Here is a 16,839-nt window from a genome sequence, read left to right on the forward strand (position 1 = left end):
TTACCAAAAGCCGCTTATTGCGCTTCTGTTTGCACTCGCTCTAGCGGAATGCACATGGTGAAGCAGGCTCCATCACCCTGCTCTGAAATAAGTTCCAATCGACCGTCATGGGCACGGCAAACCATTTGAACAACTGCCAACCCTAATCCAGTTCCTTGAGAACGTGTGGTAAAAAATGGCTCCATGATTTTGGCTTGCAGTTCTTCGGGCACTCCCGGTCCGCTGTCTTGCACAGAAATGCGTAACTCACCATTTACCGGGCGGAAAAAAATATCGACTTGCGATTCTTTACCAGACATTTGAATCGCATTCATGACCAGATTACTCAATGCGGATGCAATGGCGTTCGCATTGCCTAGTAGCTCAGTTTGTTCTTCTTCCACTTCTAGGCAGTAATCAATACTGTTGTTTTTTAGCGCGGTTTCGACCATCGGCTGGTATTCCGCTACCAACTGGGCAATCGTGAATGGCTTAATGACTTTATTATCACCACCTTTAGCAAAAAGCAGCATATCATTAACCTGCTTTTCCAAATCGTGCAGTCGATCCATTAATTTGGTTTGGAAGCGATCTTTTGTCGCTGGAGGAAGATTTGGCGCTCCCAAATTGGATGCATATAACATAGCGCTCGACAGCGGCGTTCTTACTTGGTGAGCAAGCGACGCAACCATACGTCCTAACGACGACAAGCGCTGTAAATCACTGACACGAGCTTGAAGTAAACGGGTTTCGGTTAAATCGGTAATCAGGATCAATTGACCTGTTGTGGACGCCGAGATGGCGAGTCGAACTTTACGGCCATTACGTAATGAAACTTCATGGCCATCATCTTCACGTGGGTCAAACACCGCCTGGATAACGTTGAACCATTTTTCGTTAACCAGTGGAATCTCAAGAATTCGGTGCGCTTCTGGATTTGCTTCACGCACTACTCCGTACGTATCGAGCAAAATCACTCCAGCAGGCATCACATCGAGCACCTGTTTGTAGCGCTCAACCTGATTCTCTACGGAATCTAAATGGGATTGATTGGTGTTGTTATCCATTACTGCCTGTCGAAATATCGCCGCTAAAACTAAAATAGCTTGGTAAGCAATTAGCGTACCAAGCTATTTTTTATATTTATCAGGACGTTAAGCTATCGACAATAAGTTGACACTCAGAGATAACGGTTTTGGATGCCAGAAAAACGATGTTAACTAGCACAAGTGATAATTCAGATATCGTCTTAAAACTTCACTTTACCTAGCGCTGTAAGTTGTACTTACGCATTTTTTCCACCAGCGTAGTACGTCGCATACCCAGCATGTCGGCCGCTCTTGCTACAACGCCACCCTGCGCTTCTAATGCTTGGCTGATCATATTAACTTCTAAATCAGCCAGCAGCTCTTTCAAATTAACCCCTTCCGGTGGCAGCGCTTGCGGGGCGTTCATGCTGTGATCAAGGTCGTCTTGATCTTCAAAGCTAAAATCTTCAGAGAAGATATCTTGGAATACATCACGCTCTTGCTCTTCCACCGAAACAAATGGATTGCTCTCTGGTTGGAACTCTGGGATGTCACTGTAGCGATATTTGGTTGGTAGATGGTTTACATCCACTAAGCTATTTGGATACAGAATAATCATTCGCTCAACAAGATTAGCCAACTCGCGTACGTTGCCCGGCCAGTTATGCTCCATCAGTGAGTTGATTGCACGAGGTGTAAAACAGATAGGTTGTCCGCCCTCCGCCTCTAAACGTGTCATCAGTTCTTGCAGCAGCAATGGTATATCTTGTTTGCGCTCTTTCAGCGCTGGCATCTCAATTGGAAACACGTTCAGACGATAGAACAAGTCTTCTCGGAACGTACCTTCTTCAATCATATTTTCTAGATTACGGTGTGTCGCCGCCACAACTCGAACATTTACCTTGATGGTACTATTGCCACCTACACGTTCAAAGCAGCGTTCTTGCAATACACGAAGCAACTTTACTTGCATCGACATTGGCATATCGCCAATCTCATCAAGAAAGATAGTGCCACCATCTGCGAGCTCAAATCGACCTTTACGGGCAGTTAACGCACCAGTAAACGCGCCTTTTTCGTGACCAAATAATTCGCTTTCTAGGAGCTCAGGCGGTATTGCACCACAGTTAATAGGTACAAATGCGCCATCGCGGTATGAAGAGTGATAGTGGATGTTACGCGCAACAACTTCTTTACCCGTACCGGACTCACCTAAGATCAACACGTTTGCTTCCGTGTTTGATACTTGCTCAATCAGGTGTCGAACTTCTTGAATACCTCTACTTTGACCAACTAAGCTGCGAAAAAGCGTGTTTTTGCGTGCACTAGCAACAACATTCACTCCTTTTCGCCCCAGAAAATCTTTGCAGTGGCGTAACGCTTCACTAAGCTGTGGGTAATTAAGCGGCAGCTCTAGTTCACCAACAAAATTTGGAAGATCATCAACAGGCAAAGGAAAACGGCCCATGACTAGAAGAGGGATGTGGTAAGCGCTGTTTAAATGAGAGATAACCGTACTCGCCGCTTGACCTGCTGGAATATTACCAACAATACAGCACGACCATACGCTAGACCAATCAACATCGCTGAGCTGATCAGAACTGACCGCTTCGCAATTTTCTCCAACAAATTCCAATATATTGCTTAAATTTAAACGACTTGATGCGTCATCATCAATTACAAGCAGCTTTGCCAAACCATGCATAAGTAAGAATGATTGCCTTTATTTTAGGTGCGTTGCGGCCAAACCTTGATTTGCGCAATTGGGTGCTAAAGAAGGCAGAACCACCACACTCAATTTACGATAGACAAAATAGGAAAATCAGCAACAAAAAAGCCATTAGGGCTACTAATGGCTTCTATTTTATTTGAATATAAAAATAAGGCAACCAAGCAATGGAGAGGTGTGAGCTTGATAGAAACTTTGCTACACAACTCGTTGCGCAATTGACAAATATATTCGTCTAGTATCTTAACGCATTGTTTTGACTATTAAATACCAACTTCAGCAGCGGTAAGATTATGAAACTCTGTTGGGATTTGGTCCCAAGCGGACTTGATCTCACGGATAATGTCGATAACGTCGTCGATCAGCTGAGGCTCATTTTGATGGTTAGCAGCAGAAATTTGCGTGATCATAAACTCATACAGTGAATCTAAGTTTGAAGCAATATCACCACCGTCATCCATAGATAGACAGCTGCGTAGCGCGATAATGATGTCTAACGCTTTACCCAAGCGCTCACCTTTTGCTGGAATATTGCCTGCTTGCATGGCTGCTTTACCTTGAATAAGGCGCTCAATCGCACCAGCCATAAGCATTTGAATGACTTTGTGCGGAGAAGCCGCGCTAAGCTGGCTGTCGACTGATACCTTTTTGTATGCTTGCAAAGAACCGCGCATAGTAATCCTCTTTTAAATAAATTTTTTGTACTGCTGAAGTGAACGCTGGCCATAACGAAACTTATGGAGCTCTTTTCCGACCTTTGACGTTTCCGATTGCATCAGCTCGACAATTCTTTTGGTACGAGTTAGCAACGCTTGCCACTCTGCATCCTGCTTAACCAAAGGATTTTGATGAATAATTGGTAACAGGTTTTGCAATAACCGTTCCCTGATATCGACCAAGCGAAGAATTTCTTCAGCATTAAAATCAATTTTTTCTAATTCTTGCGTAATTAGTTGATCTATATCACTAATTTCCATGAGTTCTTTTTGCATTTATTAACCCAACGCACTCATCAAAGCGCCTAACTGGCCTTGCATTTTACCGGTTGCATCTTGCATCGCGGTAAACTTCGCATGAGTACGCTTCTCTAGGCTTTCCATGCGGCGATCTAATGCCGCTTGATCGTCACTCAAACGGTAGTTTTGTTCTGTGAGACTTTTTTCTCGAGTACGAATACTGCCTGTAATACCTGTGATACCGTGAATCGCATCTTCTACTCGTTTAGCAAAACCTGTGTTGCCACCGAAGAACTTTTCTAACTCGTTGAAGTTATTGTTCAACTGGCGATCTAGCATGTCATAGTTGATTTCTAGGGTGCCTTGACGTGTGGTCGTAATGCCAAATTCTGTTAAGGACTTTAGGTTTTCAGGCGCCTTATCGATTCGAGTAGAAAAGACCGATTTTAATCGTGAATCTGCACTGCGTACGGTGCTGTCACCTGACAACGGCCCTTTTTGACCAGTTACCGGATCCACACTCGCCAACGCTTGGGAGGTTTGATAAAACGAGTTATACGCTGCCACAAAGTTTTCGATATCGTTGCGTACACTTTGACGGTCGTACTCGACACCAATTTCAGCAGGCGGTTTATTCGGTTCTGATTTGCCTTTTAGCGTTAAATCAACACCTTCGATCGCATCTTCAATCACATTGTTGTGGCTAGATAGCTTTGCCACTCCATCAAGCAGAACTTCTGAATCTTGCCCTGCTTGTACTTCTGTCATCCCAAGGTATTCTTCAAAAGCAGATTGTGCCTTTGCGATTTTCGCTTCTGCTTCATCAATTTTTTCCAGACGCTCACGTTCTTGAGGATCAAGTTTAGCGCGATGAATTTGCTTAGCTTGCGCTTCGGAAAGTTCACCACGTGCCACTTTTTCGTCTAACGCTTGCTTTTCACTCGCAATTTTTTGCTCGATTTCCGCTTTTTCTTGCTCAAGAAGCTGCTTAGCCTCTTTCGTCGTAACGTAAGAATCGGTTAGGGTGCCCGATGCGGCATTATTCCAGCCTGGTACATCTGGTGCCTTCTCTATTGCCTTTTCGTCGAGTTCGAGCTCTGGTTCTTCATAAGAGTCCAACAAAGTACCTGACGCAGTTTCTGTCCACCCTGGAATTCTTTCTTCAGGGCGTAAACTCGCGCGTCGGTTGGCTTCATCAATGGCTTCTTGACCAGCTTTGGCTGCTTCTGCCCCCGCCGCAGAGATTGGCGCTTGCGATGCATCATCTTGTACATCGTCTGCCGCTTTTTGCTCTTCTGGAGGTAGAGGATTGCCGTTTGCATCTAGCTCTTCTGCTGGTTGTTCCGGAAATTTAAGAGGACCTAAGACATCTTCCGCCGCTGAACGAGCTTCTTCAAGCGCGTTGACGCGGTCTTCAAGTGTTTGGTATTCGAAATATTTAAGAGGGTTGCCTTTTTCGGCCTCCACACTGACTCTGATTTGATGATCCTTACCAGAGAGGTTAGAAGCAAGGATAAGGCGTGGACCTTCGACGTCGTTAATAAGAGATGCACGAACGCCAGGGTTATCTTTAGCGCCATTGATGCCGCGTACGACATCGATGAGCTTAGATCGGGAACGAACATCGATATTAAAACGCTCATCACCAAGCGAAATCTGCAGCTTACCAGGGCCAAATTTTGCGTCTTCTGGCAATACGTCAGAAGCGACTTTATGGCTCTGAGCAAGCTGCAACACATCGATAGCATATTTGCCAGCGATAGCATCTGTGGTTGCCGTGGCAGATACGATATTGTCATTGGTCGTTTCGACAGTGCGAACGGCAAATGCTTTCTCCTGACGAAAGTTCGCCATGAGATTTTTCATCGTATCCAATGATTCTCTGAGTCGTCCGTAAGCACTGATACTGGCATTAATTGTCGTGCGTTCGTTGTCGATGCGTTGCTGCTTTGGTACGCGTTCGGCATCCACAATTTTGCTGACCATGGAATTAATATCCATGCCGCCAGACATCCCCAAAGGGCCTAAACTCATCAAATCACCTCTAAAAACGACTTACACTTTTTCAGTCAACAACCCGCTGTTGGCTGTGTGCTCAGCTAGGCGACGCAATACCACTAGCATTTCTTCATCAGGAATTTGACGAATCACGTCACCGGTATTGGCTTCATAAATCGTCACCACATCTCGTCCGGATTCTTCATCCACTCGAAATGCGACTCCTTTGTTTATGGACGTTACAAATTCATTCATTTGTGCGACCAATTTTTCACGTTCTTCTTTGTTCAGTTCTTGACGGCTTTCAGCCATCTCGATCGCAGCTTGAACAGAGAAGTCGTATTCGGTGTTTTTCGCTTTTTGCGGCGAAATCTCACCATTTGAATTTGCTGGGCTAGACGTGCCTATATCATTGCCATTTTTATTAGCAAACTTTGTGCCATTTGGCGTGCCGTAAGGCTGGATGTTCGATGCGTAGGAGGATATATCCATTACAATCTCCCTTCCACCTTATGGGCTAACGATAGAATCTATCGCTTTGGTGCCCCAGCACTAAGGTGTTGACCTCAGGCTGGGTTTACCACTTAGCCCAACAAGCTTAGCGCTGCAGATGGAGACTGCTTCGCTTGAGCCAGGATTGAAGTACTTGCTTGCTGAAGAATTTGCGACTTAGTCATCGCAGTGGTTTCCTTCGCGTAATCAGTATCTTTAATACGGCTTTTAGACGCGTTAACGTTCTCGTTAATGTTGTCTAGGTTGCTGATTGCGTGGTTGAAGCGGTTTTGGAAAGCACCGAGTGAAGCTCGTTGGCTGTCTACGGACTTAAGAGCGCCGTCGATAACCGCTACTGCTTCTTGAGAGCCAGCTACTGTGGTTACGTCGATGTCTTTCACTGTTACGTCTTTCGGACCACCAAAGCCGATCTCATCTGCTAGGTTGCCAGAAAACTCAACATCACCTTCAACTTTTTGAGAAGAAGCAAATACTTGTAGTTTGCCATCTTCGCCAACAGAGGCTTTTACATCATCGTTTTGACCGTTGATGTATGTCGCTAGCTGTTCAATATCATCGCCTTGCTTAGCGCTGATTGATAGCTCTTTCTCTTCACCCTGCTTGTTGGTGTAGCTCATTTTGAACTCTGTTTTCTCACCAACAGTCCAAGATGCGTCTTTACCCTCTTCTGCTGCGTAGCTCTTACCACCCATTGCTGAAGTGTCTGAGCGTAGGTTACCCATAGAAAGCATCACTGCTTCACCTGAGTCCGCCCCGATTTGGAAAGACTGAGTACCGTAAGTACCGTTTAGAAGCTTGTTACCACCGAAAGAGGTAGTTTCAGCAATACGGTTTAGCTCGTCGTTTAGCGCTGTTACTTCTTCTTGGATCGCTACACGTTCTGCTTTTGAGTTAGAGCCGTTCGCCGATTGAAGCGAAAGATCACGCATACGTTGTAGGATGTTGGTAGATTCATTCATTGCACCTTCAGCAACCTGTGCAATAGAAATACCGTCGTTTGCGTTTTTCACTGCCATGTCTAGGCCACGGCTTTGTGCATTCAAGCGGTTTGAAATCTGTAGACCTGCAGCATCGTCTTTCGCGCTATTGATTTTATAACCCGAAGACAAACGCTCCATTGATTTTTGTTGACCGTCAGCTGCCTGGTTTAGGTAACGCTGTGCAGTCATCGCAGAAACGTTAGTATTAACGTTAATCGCCATAATTGATCTCCTTAAGGCTTTAGTGAATGTACCGTCGTGTCTCTCACCTCACTTAGGTACATCTCATTTCTCTCAGTCCCTTTAACGGCGACCGATGAATATCCTTTAGAAGAAATTTTCAATTTTTTGCGATTATTTTCTTTGGCTTACTGAAATGTGATGAAGCTCTAATGTCGTGATTCGCAGAAATCCTGGGGGCCCCAAAGACAGAAAAAAACCCAGCCGAAGCTGGGTTTACTCGCTCATCTCTCACCACGAGCCAATGAGGTTCTCGTCTTAGGTTTGAAATTAACCTAGCAGACTTAGCGCTGAGTTTGGCGCTTGTTTCGCTTGCGCAAGGATTGAGCTTGACGCTTGCGATAGAATTTGTGATTTGGTCATTGCCGTCGTTTCTTTCGCGAAATCTGTATCTTTGATACGGCTCTTCGACGCATTCACGTTCTCGTTAATGTTGTCCAAGTTGCTGATTGCGTGGTTGAAACGGTTCTGGAAAGCACCTAGCTCTGCGCGGTGGCTGTCTACATATTTCAGTGCCGCATCGATGATGGCAACAGATTCTTGTGCGCCACCAACTGAGGTTACGTCGATAGTATCTACCGTTACCTTTTTGCCTTCGCCCAAGCCTAGTTCACCAGATAGACCACCTGAAAACTCGACCTCGCCCTCAACTTTGTTGTTGCCAGCGAAGATTTGCAGTTTACCGTCTTGGTCTACTGACGCTTTCACTAGGTCAGTTTGGCCGTTAATGTAAGTCGCAAGCTCTTCAATATCATCACCCGCTTTTGCGCTGATGTTGATTTCTTGCTCTTGGCCGTAGCTGTCCGTTAGGTTGATTTTTAGGTCGTTCTTACCTTCAGCAACGTTCCAGTCTTTACCTTTACCACTTTCAGCTTGGTAGCTCACACCGCCCATCATTTTGTTGTCTGAGCGCATGTCTTTTAGCTCAAGCATCACTGCTTCACCGTTATCCGCACCGATTTGGAACGATTTCGCACCGTGTGTGCCGTTTAGTAGCTTGTTACCACCGAAAGAAGTGGTTTCTGCGATGCGGTTTAGTTCGTCGTTTAGCGCGGTCACTTCTTCTTGAATCGCAACACGTTCTGCTTTCGAGTTTGAACCGTTTGCTGATTGCAGAGACAAGTCACGCATACGTTGAAGAATATTAGTGGTCTCATTCATTGCACCTTCAGCAGTTTGTGCAATCGAGATACCGTCGTTCGCGTTGCGAACCGCTACATCCAAACCACGGCTTTGTACGTTCAAACGGTTCGAGATTTGTAGACCCGCAGCGTCATCTTTTGCGCTGTTGATTTTAAAACCTGAAGACAAACGCTCCATAGAAGTTTGTTGAGCTGAGTTTGCGTTGTTTAGGTAACGCTGAGCGGTCATCGCTGATACGTTAGTGTTTACATTCACTGCCATGGTGATTTCTCCAATTGATTTTCCGGTGTAGCGGTTTCCGACGTCTCGGAAAACCAAGTAGTTCTCTCAAAGTTACTTTTATTAACGGCGCATGCCCTGTTTTCTTTAGAGAAAATTTTGGATTTTTTGAAAATAATTCGTTTGGAGGGGTAATCGTGACAAAGCGGATAAAAAAGCAAAAAAACTTTCATTTTTCGCTAAAGCTTCTTTTCGAATTGTCGATACAGGCAGGTTTTACGTTAAATTCGGGCAAGGCCGTTCATCAGCCAAGCAAGGTCAATGCTAGGTTTGGCGCTTGTTTTGCTTGCGCCAGAATAGAGGTACTGACCTGTTGTAAAATCTGTTGCTTCACCATTTGCGTAGTTTCTTTGGCATAGTCAGTGTCTTGGATACGACTGTTGGAAGCGGCTAAGTTTTCGTGGATGTTATCGAGATTATTGATCGCGTGATTAAAGCGGTTTTGATACGCGCCTAACTCCGCACGACTGCCATCTACCGTTTTCAAAGCATCATCTAAAATGCCGACCGCCATCTGAGCGCCACCGACCGTGCTAATATCAATACTATCTACCGTTCTATTTACGGTGACATACTTGCCAAGTTCTAACTCATCAGCCAGGCCACCACTGAAGGTTGGTCCAGGGTATTTTATGGCGTCCTTGTGGGACATGAGTAACTGCAGTTGCCCCTCTTCATTAACAGACGCTTTCACTTTATCGGTCTGCCCGTTAATGTAAGTCGCGAGTTCTTCTATATCGTCGCCAGCTTTAGCTTCAATACGGATCTCCTGCTCTTCAAAATTGTTATCACGGTAGCTGATAACAATTTCATTATTTCCGTTTTGAACCGTCCAATCTGAACTGACTCTTTGATATGAGCTCATTGAAAAGCTACCTAAAGATTCCGGCTGCATGGTCCGCAGGCCAATTTGTACCGCTTCACCAGCCGTTGCACCGATTTGAAAAGACGATGTACCGAATGTGCCGTTCAGCAATTTACGTCCACCAAAAGATGTGGTTTCTGCAATACGACTTAACTCATCATTTAAAGCAGAGACTTCTTCTTGCAGTGCAGTGCGCTCCGCTTTGCTGTTTGAACCATTGGCTGACTGTAGCGACAAATCACGCATACGTTGCATGATATTGGTCACCTCATTCATCGCGCCTTCCGCAGTTTGCATGATGGAAATGCCGTCATTCGCGTTGCGAACCGCAACATCTAAACCACGCATTTGTGATTGCAAGCGGTTGGAAATTTGCAGACCCGCAGCGTCATCCTTTGCGCTATTAATACGCTTCCCTGAAGACAAACGCTCCATGGATTGATTCAGCATATCCGTTGCACTGGTCAAGTGACGCTGTGCGACAAGTGCTGCAACATTGGTATTAACGGTGATCGCCACGAATAAAGAGTCCTAAAATTAAGGCTTTGAGTACTTATCGACCAAGTAACAGAAAAGTTTAGTGTTTTTTGAAAAGAGATTGGAATAGAAATCGAAAACAAAAGCCCTCCATTGGAGGGCTTAAGAAATAAAGTCTGAGAACTTACTTGATGGCTAGCTCTGCGAGCATTTCTTGCGAAGGAGCGAAAAAGTACGCACCTGTTACCGCTGTTGTGAAACGAAGCATTTGGTCTGTTTTACCATCTGTTACGCCGTACATACTTTCTAGCATCACTTTAATGTTATGAAGTGTATTGCAGTAAGAGATGAACAACAGACCGTGAGCTCCGGTCACCGTCCCGTATGGTAAGCTGTGGCGAACAATCTTCAAACCTTTACCTTCTTCTTTGATATCAACCCGACCAACGTGCGACGCAGCAGGAACATCTTCTAGCTCGATAGAGTCTGGTTTGGTACGACCAATCACTTTTTCTTGCGCTTTGACATTCAATCGATTCCAAGCGGCAAGGTTATGTTCAAAGCGCTGAGCCATAACATAACTGCCTCCAGCAAATGGGCCCTCTTTTACTAGAGCCACATCAGCGCGAGCCTCCCCTTTCGGGTTTTCTGTGCCATCAATGAAGTCTGTCATATCACGAGCATCAAGGTAACGGTACCCATATGTTTCGTCCACAATGGTGACATCTTGTGCCGTCTCTTCTAGGAACTTACGCAACACGTAAAAATGCAAGTCGTGACGAGTCGAGTGACAGTGAATAAGCACATCTACGTCTGTTGCAGGAGCAACGATGTCACCTTCGCCAAGTTGAGTAAAATCAATAAGCTCTTCTGGCGCGTCTACATTAAGGTGTTCCCAAAACGATTTTGTGAATGCGATAGAAAGCGTCAGCGCAGCACCTGGCTGGGTAATGTTTAACTCTTCCACCAACTTTGGCAGTGCTTTCAGTTTTTCTAATACGTTTTCACGGTTTTGGTTCACTTTGAGTTGAGTGTACAGTGCAAATGGCCCGGCTTCTGGCACGATCGCCGTTTGAGCTTGTGACATTGAGGTTTCCTCTATTACTTTGCCCCAGAGTGGGAAGTTATTGTTTTTAATTCTTTGAATGCTGCTGTTCATCGTGCGCCAATTGTGGCACATGAAAACAGTCTTTTACCCATATTCCATTTAGAAGATAGATCATAAACCAAGCTAATAAGGTAATGGTAAGGGCGTTTGCCCAATTAAACACTCCATGTTCTAGGTACACATGATACATGGTCTGAGCAAGTTGAATACCGCACAAGATCAAAGTGATCTCGCGACCATAGCGAGTAATTCTGTTTACCCATCCTCTGTCGGGATGACGAAGCCCCATTAACCACATAAGAAGCAAACTTGGAATGCCCATCGCCAAACCTAAATACAACGTACTTGAATCTGGGTAAACAATAGCGAGTAGCTTGCTGCCACTATCACGACTTACACCAGCCATGGCAAACACCATCCATGAACGCACAAGAAACATCCATCCCACCCATAAAATGATCGGCGCCTTTAAAAATCCATGAGCGTCATATTGGTCAAACGAATAGCGCACAACATCTTCTTCTTTATGTGATAAAAACGTCACTTTAACCTATCGTTTCAGAGTTGCAAGCCAACAAAGATGAGAACTGAAGTTCATTTCAGCACCTTACACAGGTAAACTAAACAAAGATTTACAGCGACGTTGATGAGAAACATGAAAAAAAGAACTCCTGCCACCCCTGTGCCTTCTCAAGAAACACAAGCCGAAGCGATGAGAATTGCTAAATCCACGCAAAAGCCCGGCCAAACCAAAGAGCAAACCAAGCTCATCGCTCAAGGTATCGAAAAAGGCATCGCGCAATATAAGAAACAACAAAAAGAGCGCAACCGCCAAGCCGATAAAGCGAAGAAAAAACAGCAACGTGAAAAACAACGTCAGCATGAAGAGATTATCGAACAAGACAATATCACCGACGATGCGCCAAACCATTCATCAAGCAAACTGCCTTGGACACTACTTGTCCTGAGCTGGATTGGCTTTGCTGCTTACATAGTATTGGGGAAATAGCTAATGAAACGCCTGTTACTTGGACTTTTTGTCGTGCTTCTAACGGGTTGCACGATGCCTTCTCACCTTACTCATGCTCAAAGTCAAGATGTTCATATTCGCATTGACGCGCAATTCGACCCTGAGCGATGCGAATACAAAGGCGAAGTCACCGGAAGTGAAGGCCATTGGTATAACTACATTTTCATGACTAATGACGCGATGATGCAAGGCGCGATGAACGATTTAAAAAACAATGCAGCGGCTATCGATGCGGACACCGTTTTTATGGTTTCCCCACAAGATTTTATCACTTCATTTAGCGTGCTGGGTTCCGCCTACCGCTGCAATGGATGAGGCCTGAATATGAAAAAAGCCAGCAATTGCTGGCTTATGCACGAAATCCAAGACTGTTAGCGATATCTCTCTCCCGCTCTAGAACCCATTGGCTATCAAAAGGCCCCCAATCTGAAAGTTGATAATAGCCGTCATTATGACGTCGGCCATCTTGAACGAATATGAGTTCAATGCCGATCCCAGGTAACGCCTTGAGTACATCTTGAATAGTACGACGAGGCCACCCCGTTTTTTCGATCAACTTTGGCACATTCGGCCTTTCTAGGTTTTCCACCAACAAGGCCAAATATAGCCGCCTTGCAAAAACAGGACTCAATTCCATTGACACCTCCTAAAATTGTGCTGATTCATTATTTCGTTTTTGCTCAGCGAGGTGTTGCGTTTGATCAATAACTCGACTTTTCCATTTGATTTAGACGAATTTTTATTCGATTTATAGCGCATTCATCGTAAATAAGTTATGTGACATTAGTTATCTCAATCTATCTGAAAATATTTTCCACCGCATTTTGTCAGTTTGATTGCTTCTTGATAGGATGCTTTAACAGCCCAAATCACTTAAGTGCGTCTTAACCGCGCCAGTGAAAAATAGAACAAAGAAAAAGGAAACACTATGTCGATTACCATGTTTGGTATTCCCAACTGCGATACGATCAAAAAAGCCAAGAAATGGTTAGAAGCCGAGGATATTGCTTACGACTTCCATGACTACCGTAAGCAAGGCATTGATGCAGAAATGGTAAGTGAATTTTGTCGCGCTTTAGGTTGGGAACAGGTGCTCAATAAACGTGGCACAACCTACCGCCAATTAGCGCAAGAGCAGAGAGACACACTTAACGAGGAAAACGCCATCGCTCTTTTGGTAGAAAACCCTGCGATGATTAAACGCCCAATTTTAAAAGTAAATGATCAACTTCATATCGGTTTTAAAGCTGATCAATACGCTAGCATTTTCAACTCTTAAATAAAGGAATACTCAAGGATGACAGACAGTCCAGTATTGGCACTTGCTAAAGATCTGATCAGTAGACAGTCCGTAACGCCGGAAGACGCAGGTTGTCAGGATTTGATGATCGAGCGCTTAAAAGCACTCGGGTTTGAAATTGAAGTGATGGTATTTGAAGACACCACGAACTTCTGGGCTCGACGTGGTTCAGAAGCGCCGCTATTTGCGTTTGCTGGCCACACCGATGTGGTACCAGCTGGCAAATTGGAACACTGGAATACACATCCGTTTGAACCGACCATTATTGATGGTTACTTGCATGGCCGCGGCGCAGCTGACATGAAAGGGTCACTAGCTGCTATGGTCGTTGCTGTCGAACGCTTCATTGAAGAAAACCCAGACCACAAAGGCTCAATTGGCTTTTTGATTACGTCAGATGAAGAAGGGCCATTTATCAATGGTACCGTTCGCGTTGTAGAAACGTTGATGGAACGTGGTGAGAACATCGATATGTGTATTGTTGGTGAACCATCCAGCACCGACGTGGTTGGCGATGTAGTGAAAAATGGACGCCGTGGATCCATCACTGGTGATTTAACGGTAAAAGGAACACAAGGCCACGTGGCCTACCCTCACCTAGCCAGCAATCCAGTGCATGAGTCTCTACTCGCGATTCATGAACTCGCGACGACAGAATGGGACAAAGGGAATGATTACTTCCCACCGACCAGTTTCCAGATCCCGAATGTATCGGCTGGCACTGGTGCGTCTAACGTTATTCCTGGCGAGTTCCATGTTCAGTTCAACCTACGTTTTAGTACTGAGCTTAACAATGACGCAATTGTTCAGCGTGTTACCGAAACATTGGACAAGCATGAGCTGGACTACGACCTAAAATGGACATTCAACGGTGACCCATTCCTGACCGATACGGGCGCACTGCTAGACGCGGTTGTAGCTGCAGTGGCCGAAGTCAATGATACGAAGCCAGCGCTACTTACAACTGGCGGTACGTCTGATGGTCGTTTTATTGCTCGAATGGGAGGTCAAGTCGTAGAGTTAGGTCCTGTTAACGCTACGATTCATAAAGTGAACGAGTGTGTGAAAGTCGACGATCTTGAAAAGTTGACGGACATGTACGAAAACACGTTGAAACACCTATTGGCGAAATAATCAGCGAGAACACAATGACACCAGAGCAACTCACCGGAATCACTGATTCTCATCTTCAATCCACACTAGTGGGGCAAAAAGCGTTTCTACTCCACCCTGAAGTGGCTGACGATCTGCTAAAGATGATTGAAGCGGCAACAGAAGCAGGTTTCAAAATGGAAATCGCCAGTGGTTTTCGTGACTTTAATCGCCAAAAAGCCATCTGGAACGGGAAGTTTTCTGGTGAGTTGCCAATTCTCGACATCAACTCCCGCCCTTTGAATAAAGCAGAGTTAAATGACGAAGAGAAATTGATGGCCATTTTGCGCTGGTCGGCATTGCCCGGAGGAAGTCGTCATCATTGGGGTTGTGATTTTGATGTCTATGCGCGCAATTTATTGCCTGCTGACACCAAACTCAAGTTGGAACCTTGGGAGTATCTTGAAGGCCACCAGCAGGCGTTCTACCAATGGTTAAAAGCCAACCTTGGTCGGTTCGGTTTCTTCTTTCCTTATCAGCATGATTTAGGTGGCGTTTCGATTGAGCCTTGGCACATTAGTCACCGCGCTGTCGGGCAGCAATGCCTCGAGCAGTTGACGCTTGATGTACTCAGAAGCCAGTTGATTAAACAAAATCAGACCGACAACATTGCAGGGATTGACGTCATACTGAATAATTTGGATAACGTCGTTGCCAAATTTATTCACAATATCACGCCGCCGGAGGCTCTATGATAGAAATACTAACCAATCCTTGGGTCATTATTATTGTAGTGTTGAGCGTGGTCATTGGTAATATTGCCGCACTCAAATATACCGCAAAAATGAAGTTTGGTCAGATGGATAAAAGCCGTAAGAACGATTTAGATAAGCTGAACACATTGGATAAACAGCGCTACGCTGAAGAAGATAAAAACAAAAACGAGCCTCGTTAGTTACTCACCAGCTTCATCTCGACACATTTAATCTAAACATCAAAAAAGGGACCACTAGGTCCCTTTTCTATCATTAAGTAAACACGCCGCGTTAAGCTCGCTTTGTTTACTGCTTCACTGTTGCAGCCAATACAGGCGCTAGTGATTTCAAAAACTCTTCTTCTACTGGCTTGCCAGAGGAGTCGGTGATATTGATAGACGTACGGTTGCCTAAATCACCAAGTAAGAATGTGTACTTACCAGCGGCTAACTCCACTGGTTTAACGCCGATATCGTTCCAGAATTCATCATCCGGAGACGCATATTTCGCAGTGATTGTGCCCTGAGACTGGCTACGCTCTTCAATCTTAAAGCCCATCTTAGGTAGAATATTAGGCAGACGCTGCCAAAGCATGTTGTATTGCGCACGCGCGATAATCACTGGAAGTCCGCTGCGGTCTTTACCCATTGTGATTGGGATCTGTTTAACCAACTCTTGCGCTTTACGCTGTGCTTCTTCACGCACTTCTTGATCGTAGCGAGCGGTGACCAAGTTCGTCATGAACACATTGTAGCGCTCACGGTTGGTCGCCGTTACTTCTTTCACTTGATTGCCTTCACGCCAGTCAATAAGGCTCACCTTAAAGCCGTGTCGACCATTTGCTTCAGCGCGTACGATTTCATATCGGCTGCCAATTTCTAGCTCTTCATCTGGCGAATCCCAAGTCACCCATCCTGTCTCGATGCGAGAGTCTGTTTGGCTTTCAACTGGAATCTCGTTGGCCGCGACCATGTTTTGCACCGTTTGCCAAACTTTATCTAGTTCATCTTTACGAAGTAGCCAAAGTGTCACTTCACCATCACTACTGCGGTCTAGACGTGCACCGGGAATAAGCTCTAGGACTTGTTGAGGTGGACGAATGTCGACATCTTTACCGACACCACCAGCGTAGTTACCCTGAGGGATCTCGTAGTTAGGGTAAAACTGAGGCTGTGCACCCTGTGGGACATTCCACTCACCCAAATTGGGGGAGTTCAAATACTCGAAGTCATCTTTTGCTTGACGACGTTGATTGGCACCACCTGAACAGGCAGTCAATACGAATACAGCTAATGAACTTAACACTAACTGGCTTGAAAGCTTCATCTATACTCCTAAAACACCGAGGGCGCTTTGGCCCCCAGTAT

Annotated in this window: 19 protein-coding genes; 6 read left to right on the forward strand and 13 right to left on the reverse strand. The window is 45.2% G+C overall.

All coding sequences use genetic code 11. The features are described from left to right. Positions 1–14 precede the first annotated feature (14 nt). The 11 genes from R7F07_RS01795 to R7F07_RS01845 all read right to left on the reverse strand — a co-directional run bounded on the left by R7F07_RS01795 (position 15) and on the right by R7F07_RS01845 (position 11,806). Entirely contained in the window at positions 15–1,046 is a 1,032-nt protein-coding gene (locus tag R7F07_RS01795; RefSeq protein ID WP_005380459.1) for a sensor histidine kinase, read from the reverse strand. 199 nt (positions 1,047–1,245) lie between these two features. Next, positions 1,246–2,712 (reverse strand): sigma-54 dependent transcriptional regulator, encoded by a 1,467-nt coding sequence (locus tag R7F07_RS01800; protein WP_005384490.1) that lies wholly within the window; start codon positions 2,710–2,712, stop codon positions 1,246–1,248. Between the two features lie 287 nt (positions 2,713–2,999). Then, complete coding sequence (gene fliS, locus R7F07_RS01805) at positions 3,000–3,410, reverse strand: flagellar export chaperone FliS (protein ID WP_005380457.1); 411 nt, start codon at positions 3,408–3,410, stop codon at positions 3,000–3,002. A gap of 12 nt (positions 3,411–3,422) precedes the next feature. Then, positions 3,423–3,728: a flagellar protein FliT gene (locus tag R7F07_RS01810; protein ID WP_005380456.1), complete on the reverse strand. Its 306-nt coding sequence runs from the start codon at positions 3,726–3,728 to the stop codon at positions 3,423–3,425. Between the two features lie 3 nt (positions 3,729–3,731). Beyond that, positions 3,732–5,726 carry a flagellar filament capping protein FliD gene (fliD, locus tag R7F07_RS01815; protein WP_115386230.1) on the reverse strand — a complete coding sequence of 665 codons (1,995 nt, stop codon included), beginning with the start codon at positions 5,724–5,726 and terminating at the stop codon, positions 3,732–3,734. 21 nt (positions 5,727–5,747) lie between these two features. Next, entirely contained in the window at positions 5,748–6,182 is a 435-nt protein-coding gene (gene flaG, locus R7F07_RS01820) for a flagellar protein FlaG (protein ID WP_005384493.1), read from the reverse strand. A 92-nt stretch (positions 6,183–6,274) separates the two neighbouring features. Then, positions 6,275–7,405 (reverse strand): flagellin, encoded by a 1,131-nt coding sequence (locus tag R7F07_RS01825; RefSeq protein ID WP_005380449.1) that lies wholly within the window; start codon positions 7,403–7,405, stop codon positions 6,275–6,277. Positions 7,406–7,693: 288 nt separating this feature from the next. Beyond that, on the reverse strand, positions 7,694–8,827 hold the full coding sequence (locus R7F07_RS01830) for a flagellin (protein ID WP_005380447.1): 1,134 nt from the start codon (positions 8,825–8,827) through the stop codon (positions 7,694–7,696). Between the two features lie 262 nt (positions 8,828–9,089). Continuing rightward, a complete protein-coding gene (locus R7F07_RS01835) occupies positions 9,090–10,229 on the reverse strand; it encodes a flagellin (protein ID WP_005380443.1) in 1,140 nt (379 codons plus the stop codon). Positions 10,230–10,371: 142 nt separating this feature from the next. Beyond that, a complete protein-coding gene (locus R7F07_RS01840) occupies positions 10,372–11,274 on the reverse strand; it encodes a Dyp-type peroxidase (RefSeq protein ID WP_054576281.1) in 903 nt (300 codons plus the stop codon). A 46-nt stretch (positions 11,275–11,320) separates the two neighbouring features. Next, positions 11,321–11,806 (reverse strand): DUF2919 domain-containing protein, encoded by a 486-nt coding sequence (locus R7F07_RS01845; protein ID WP_171343224.1) that lies wholly within the window; start codon positions 11,804–11,806, stop codon positions 11,321–11,323. 144 nt (positions 11,807–11,950) lie between these two features. Between R7F07_RS01845 and R7F07_RS01850 the strand changes: the two genes are divergently transcribed. Then, entirely contained in the window at positions 11,951–12,304 is a 354-nt protein-coding gene (locus R7F07_RS01850; RefSeq protein WP_005380437.1) for a DUF2956 domain-containing protein, read from the forward strand. Between the two features lie 3 nt (positions 12,305–12,307). Continuing rightward, positions 12,308–12,640: a DUF4156 domain-containing protein gene (locus tag R7F07_RS01855; RefSeq protein WP_005380435.1), complete on the forward strand. Its 333-nt coding sequence runs from the start codon at positions 12,308–12,310 to the stop codon at positions 12,638–12,640. Positions 12,641–12,674: 34 nt separating this feature from the next. On the opposite strand, the gene R7F07_RS01860 is transcribed toward R7F07_RS01855, so the two are convergent. Beyond that, positions 12,675–12,962 (reverse strand): winged helix-turn-helix domain-containing protein, encoded by a 288-nt coding sequence (locus R7F07_RS01860; RefSeq protein ID WP_171343221.1) that lies wholly within the window; start codon positions 12,960–12,962, stop codon positions 12,675–12,677. Between the two features lie 291 nt (positions 12,963–13,253). Between R7F07_RS01860 and R7F07_RS01865 the strand changes: the two genes are divergently transcribed. Genes R7F07_RS01865 through R7F07_RS01880 form a run of 4 tightly spaced genes read left to right on the forward strand, consistent with a single transcriptional unit; the run spans position 13,254 to position 15,672 of the window. After that, a complete protein-coding gene (locus tag R7F07_RS01865) occupies positions 13,254–13,604 on the forward strand; it encodes an ArsC family reductase (protein WP_171343220.1) in 351 nt (116 codons plus the stop codon). A gap of 18 nt (positions 13,605–13,622) precedes the next feature. Further along, complete coding sequence (dapE, locus tag R7F07_RS01870) at positions 13,623–14,759, forward strand: succinyl-diaminopimelate desuccinylase (RefSeq protein ID WP_005380429.1); 1,137 nt, start codon at positions 13,623–13,625, stop codon at positions 14,757–14,759. A gap of 14 nt (positions 14,760–14,773) precedes the next feature. Further along, the gene (locus R7F07_RS01875; RefSeq protein WP_053306708.1) at positions 14,774–15,472 is read left to right on the forward strand and encodes a M15 family metallopeptidase; all 699 of its coding nucleotides are present in this window, start codon (positions 14,774–14,776) and stop codon (positions 15,470–15,472) included. Continuing rightward, on the forward strand, positions 15,469–15,672 hold the full coding sequence (locus tag R7F07_RS01880; RefSeq protein ID WP_005380425.1) for a DUF2897 family protein: 204 nt from the start codon (positions 15,469–15,471) through the stop codon (positions 15,670–15,672). Before R7F07_RS01875 ends, R7F07_RS01880 begins: the two co-directional genes overlap by 4 nt. Positions 15,673–15,778: 106 nt before the next feature. Here the strand turns inward: R7F07_RS01880 and bamC are convergent, their stop codons facing one another. After that, positions 15,779–16,798 (reverse strand): outer membrane protein assembly factor BamC, encoded by a 1,020-nt coding sequence (bamC, locus tag R7F07_RS01885; protein WP_005380424.1) that lies wholly within the window; start codon positions 16,796–16,798, stop codon positions 15,779–15,781. Between the last annotated feature and the right edge of the window lie 41 nt (positions 16,799–16,839).

It is taken from the genome of Vibrio sp. YT-16 (assembly GCF_033337405.1).
In the GTDB taxonomy this organism is placed as follows: domain Bacteria; phylum Pseudomonadota; class Gammaproteobacteria; order Enterobacterales; family Vibrionaceae; genus Vibrio; species Vibrio alginolyticus.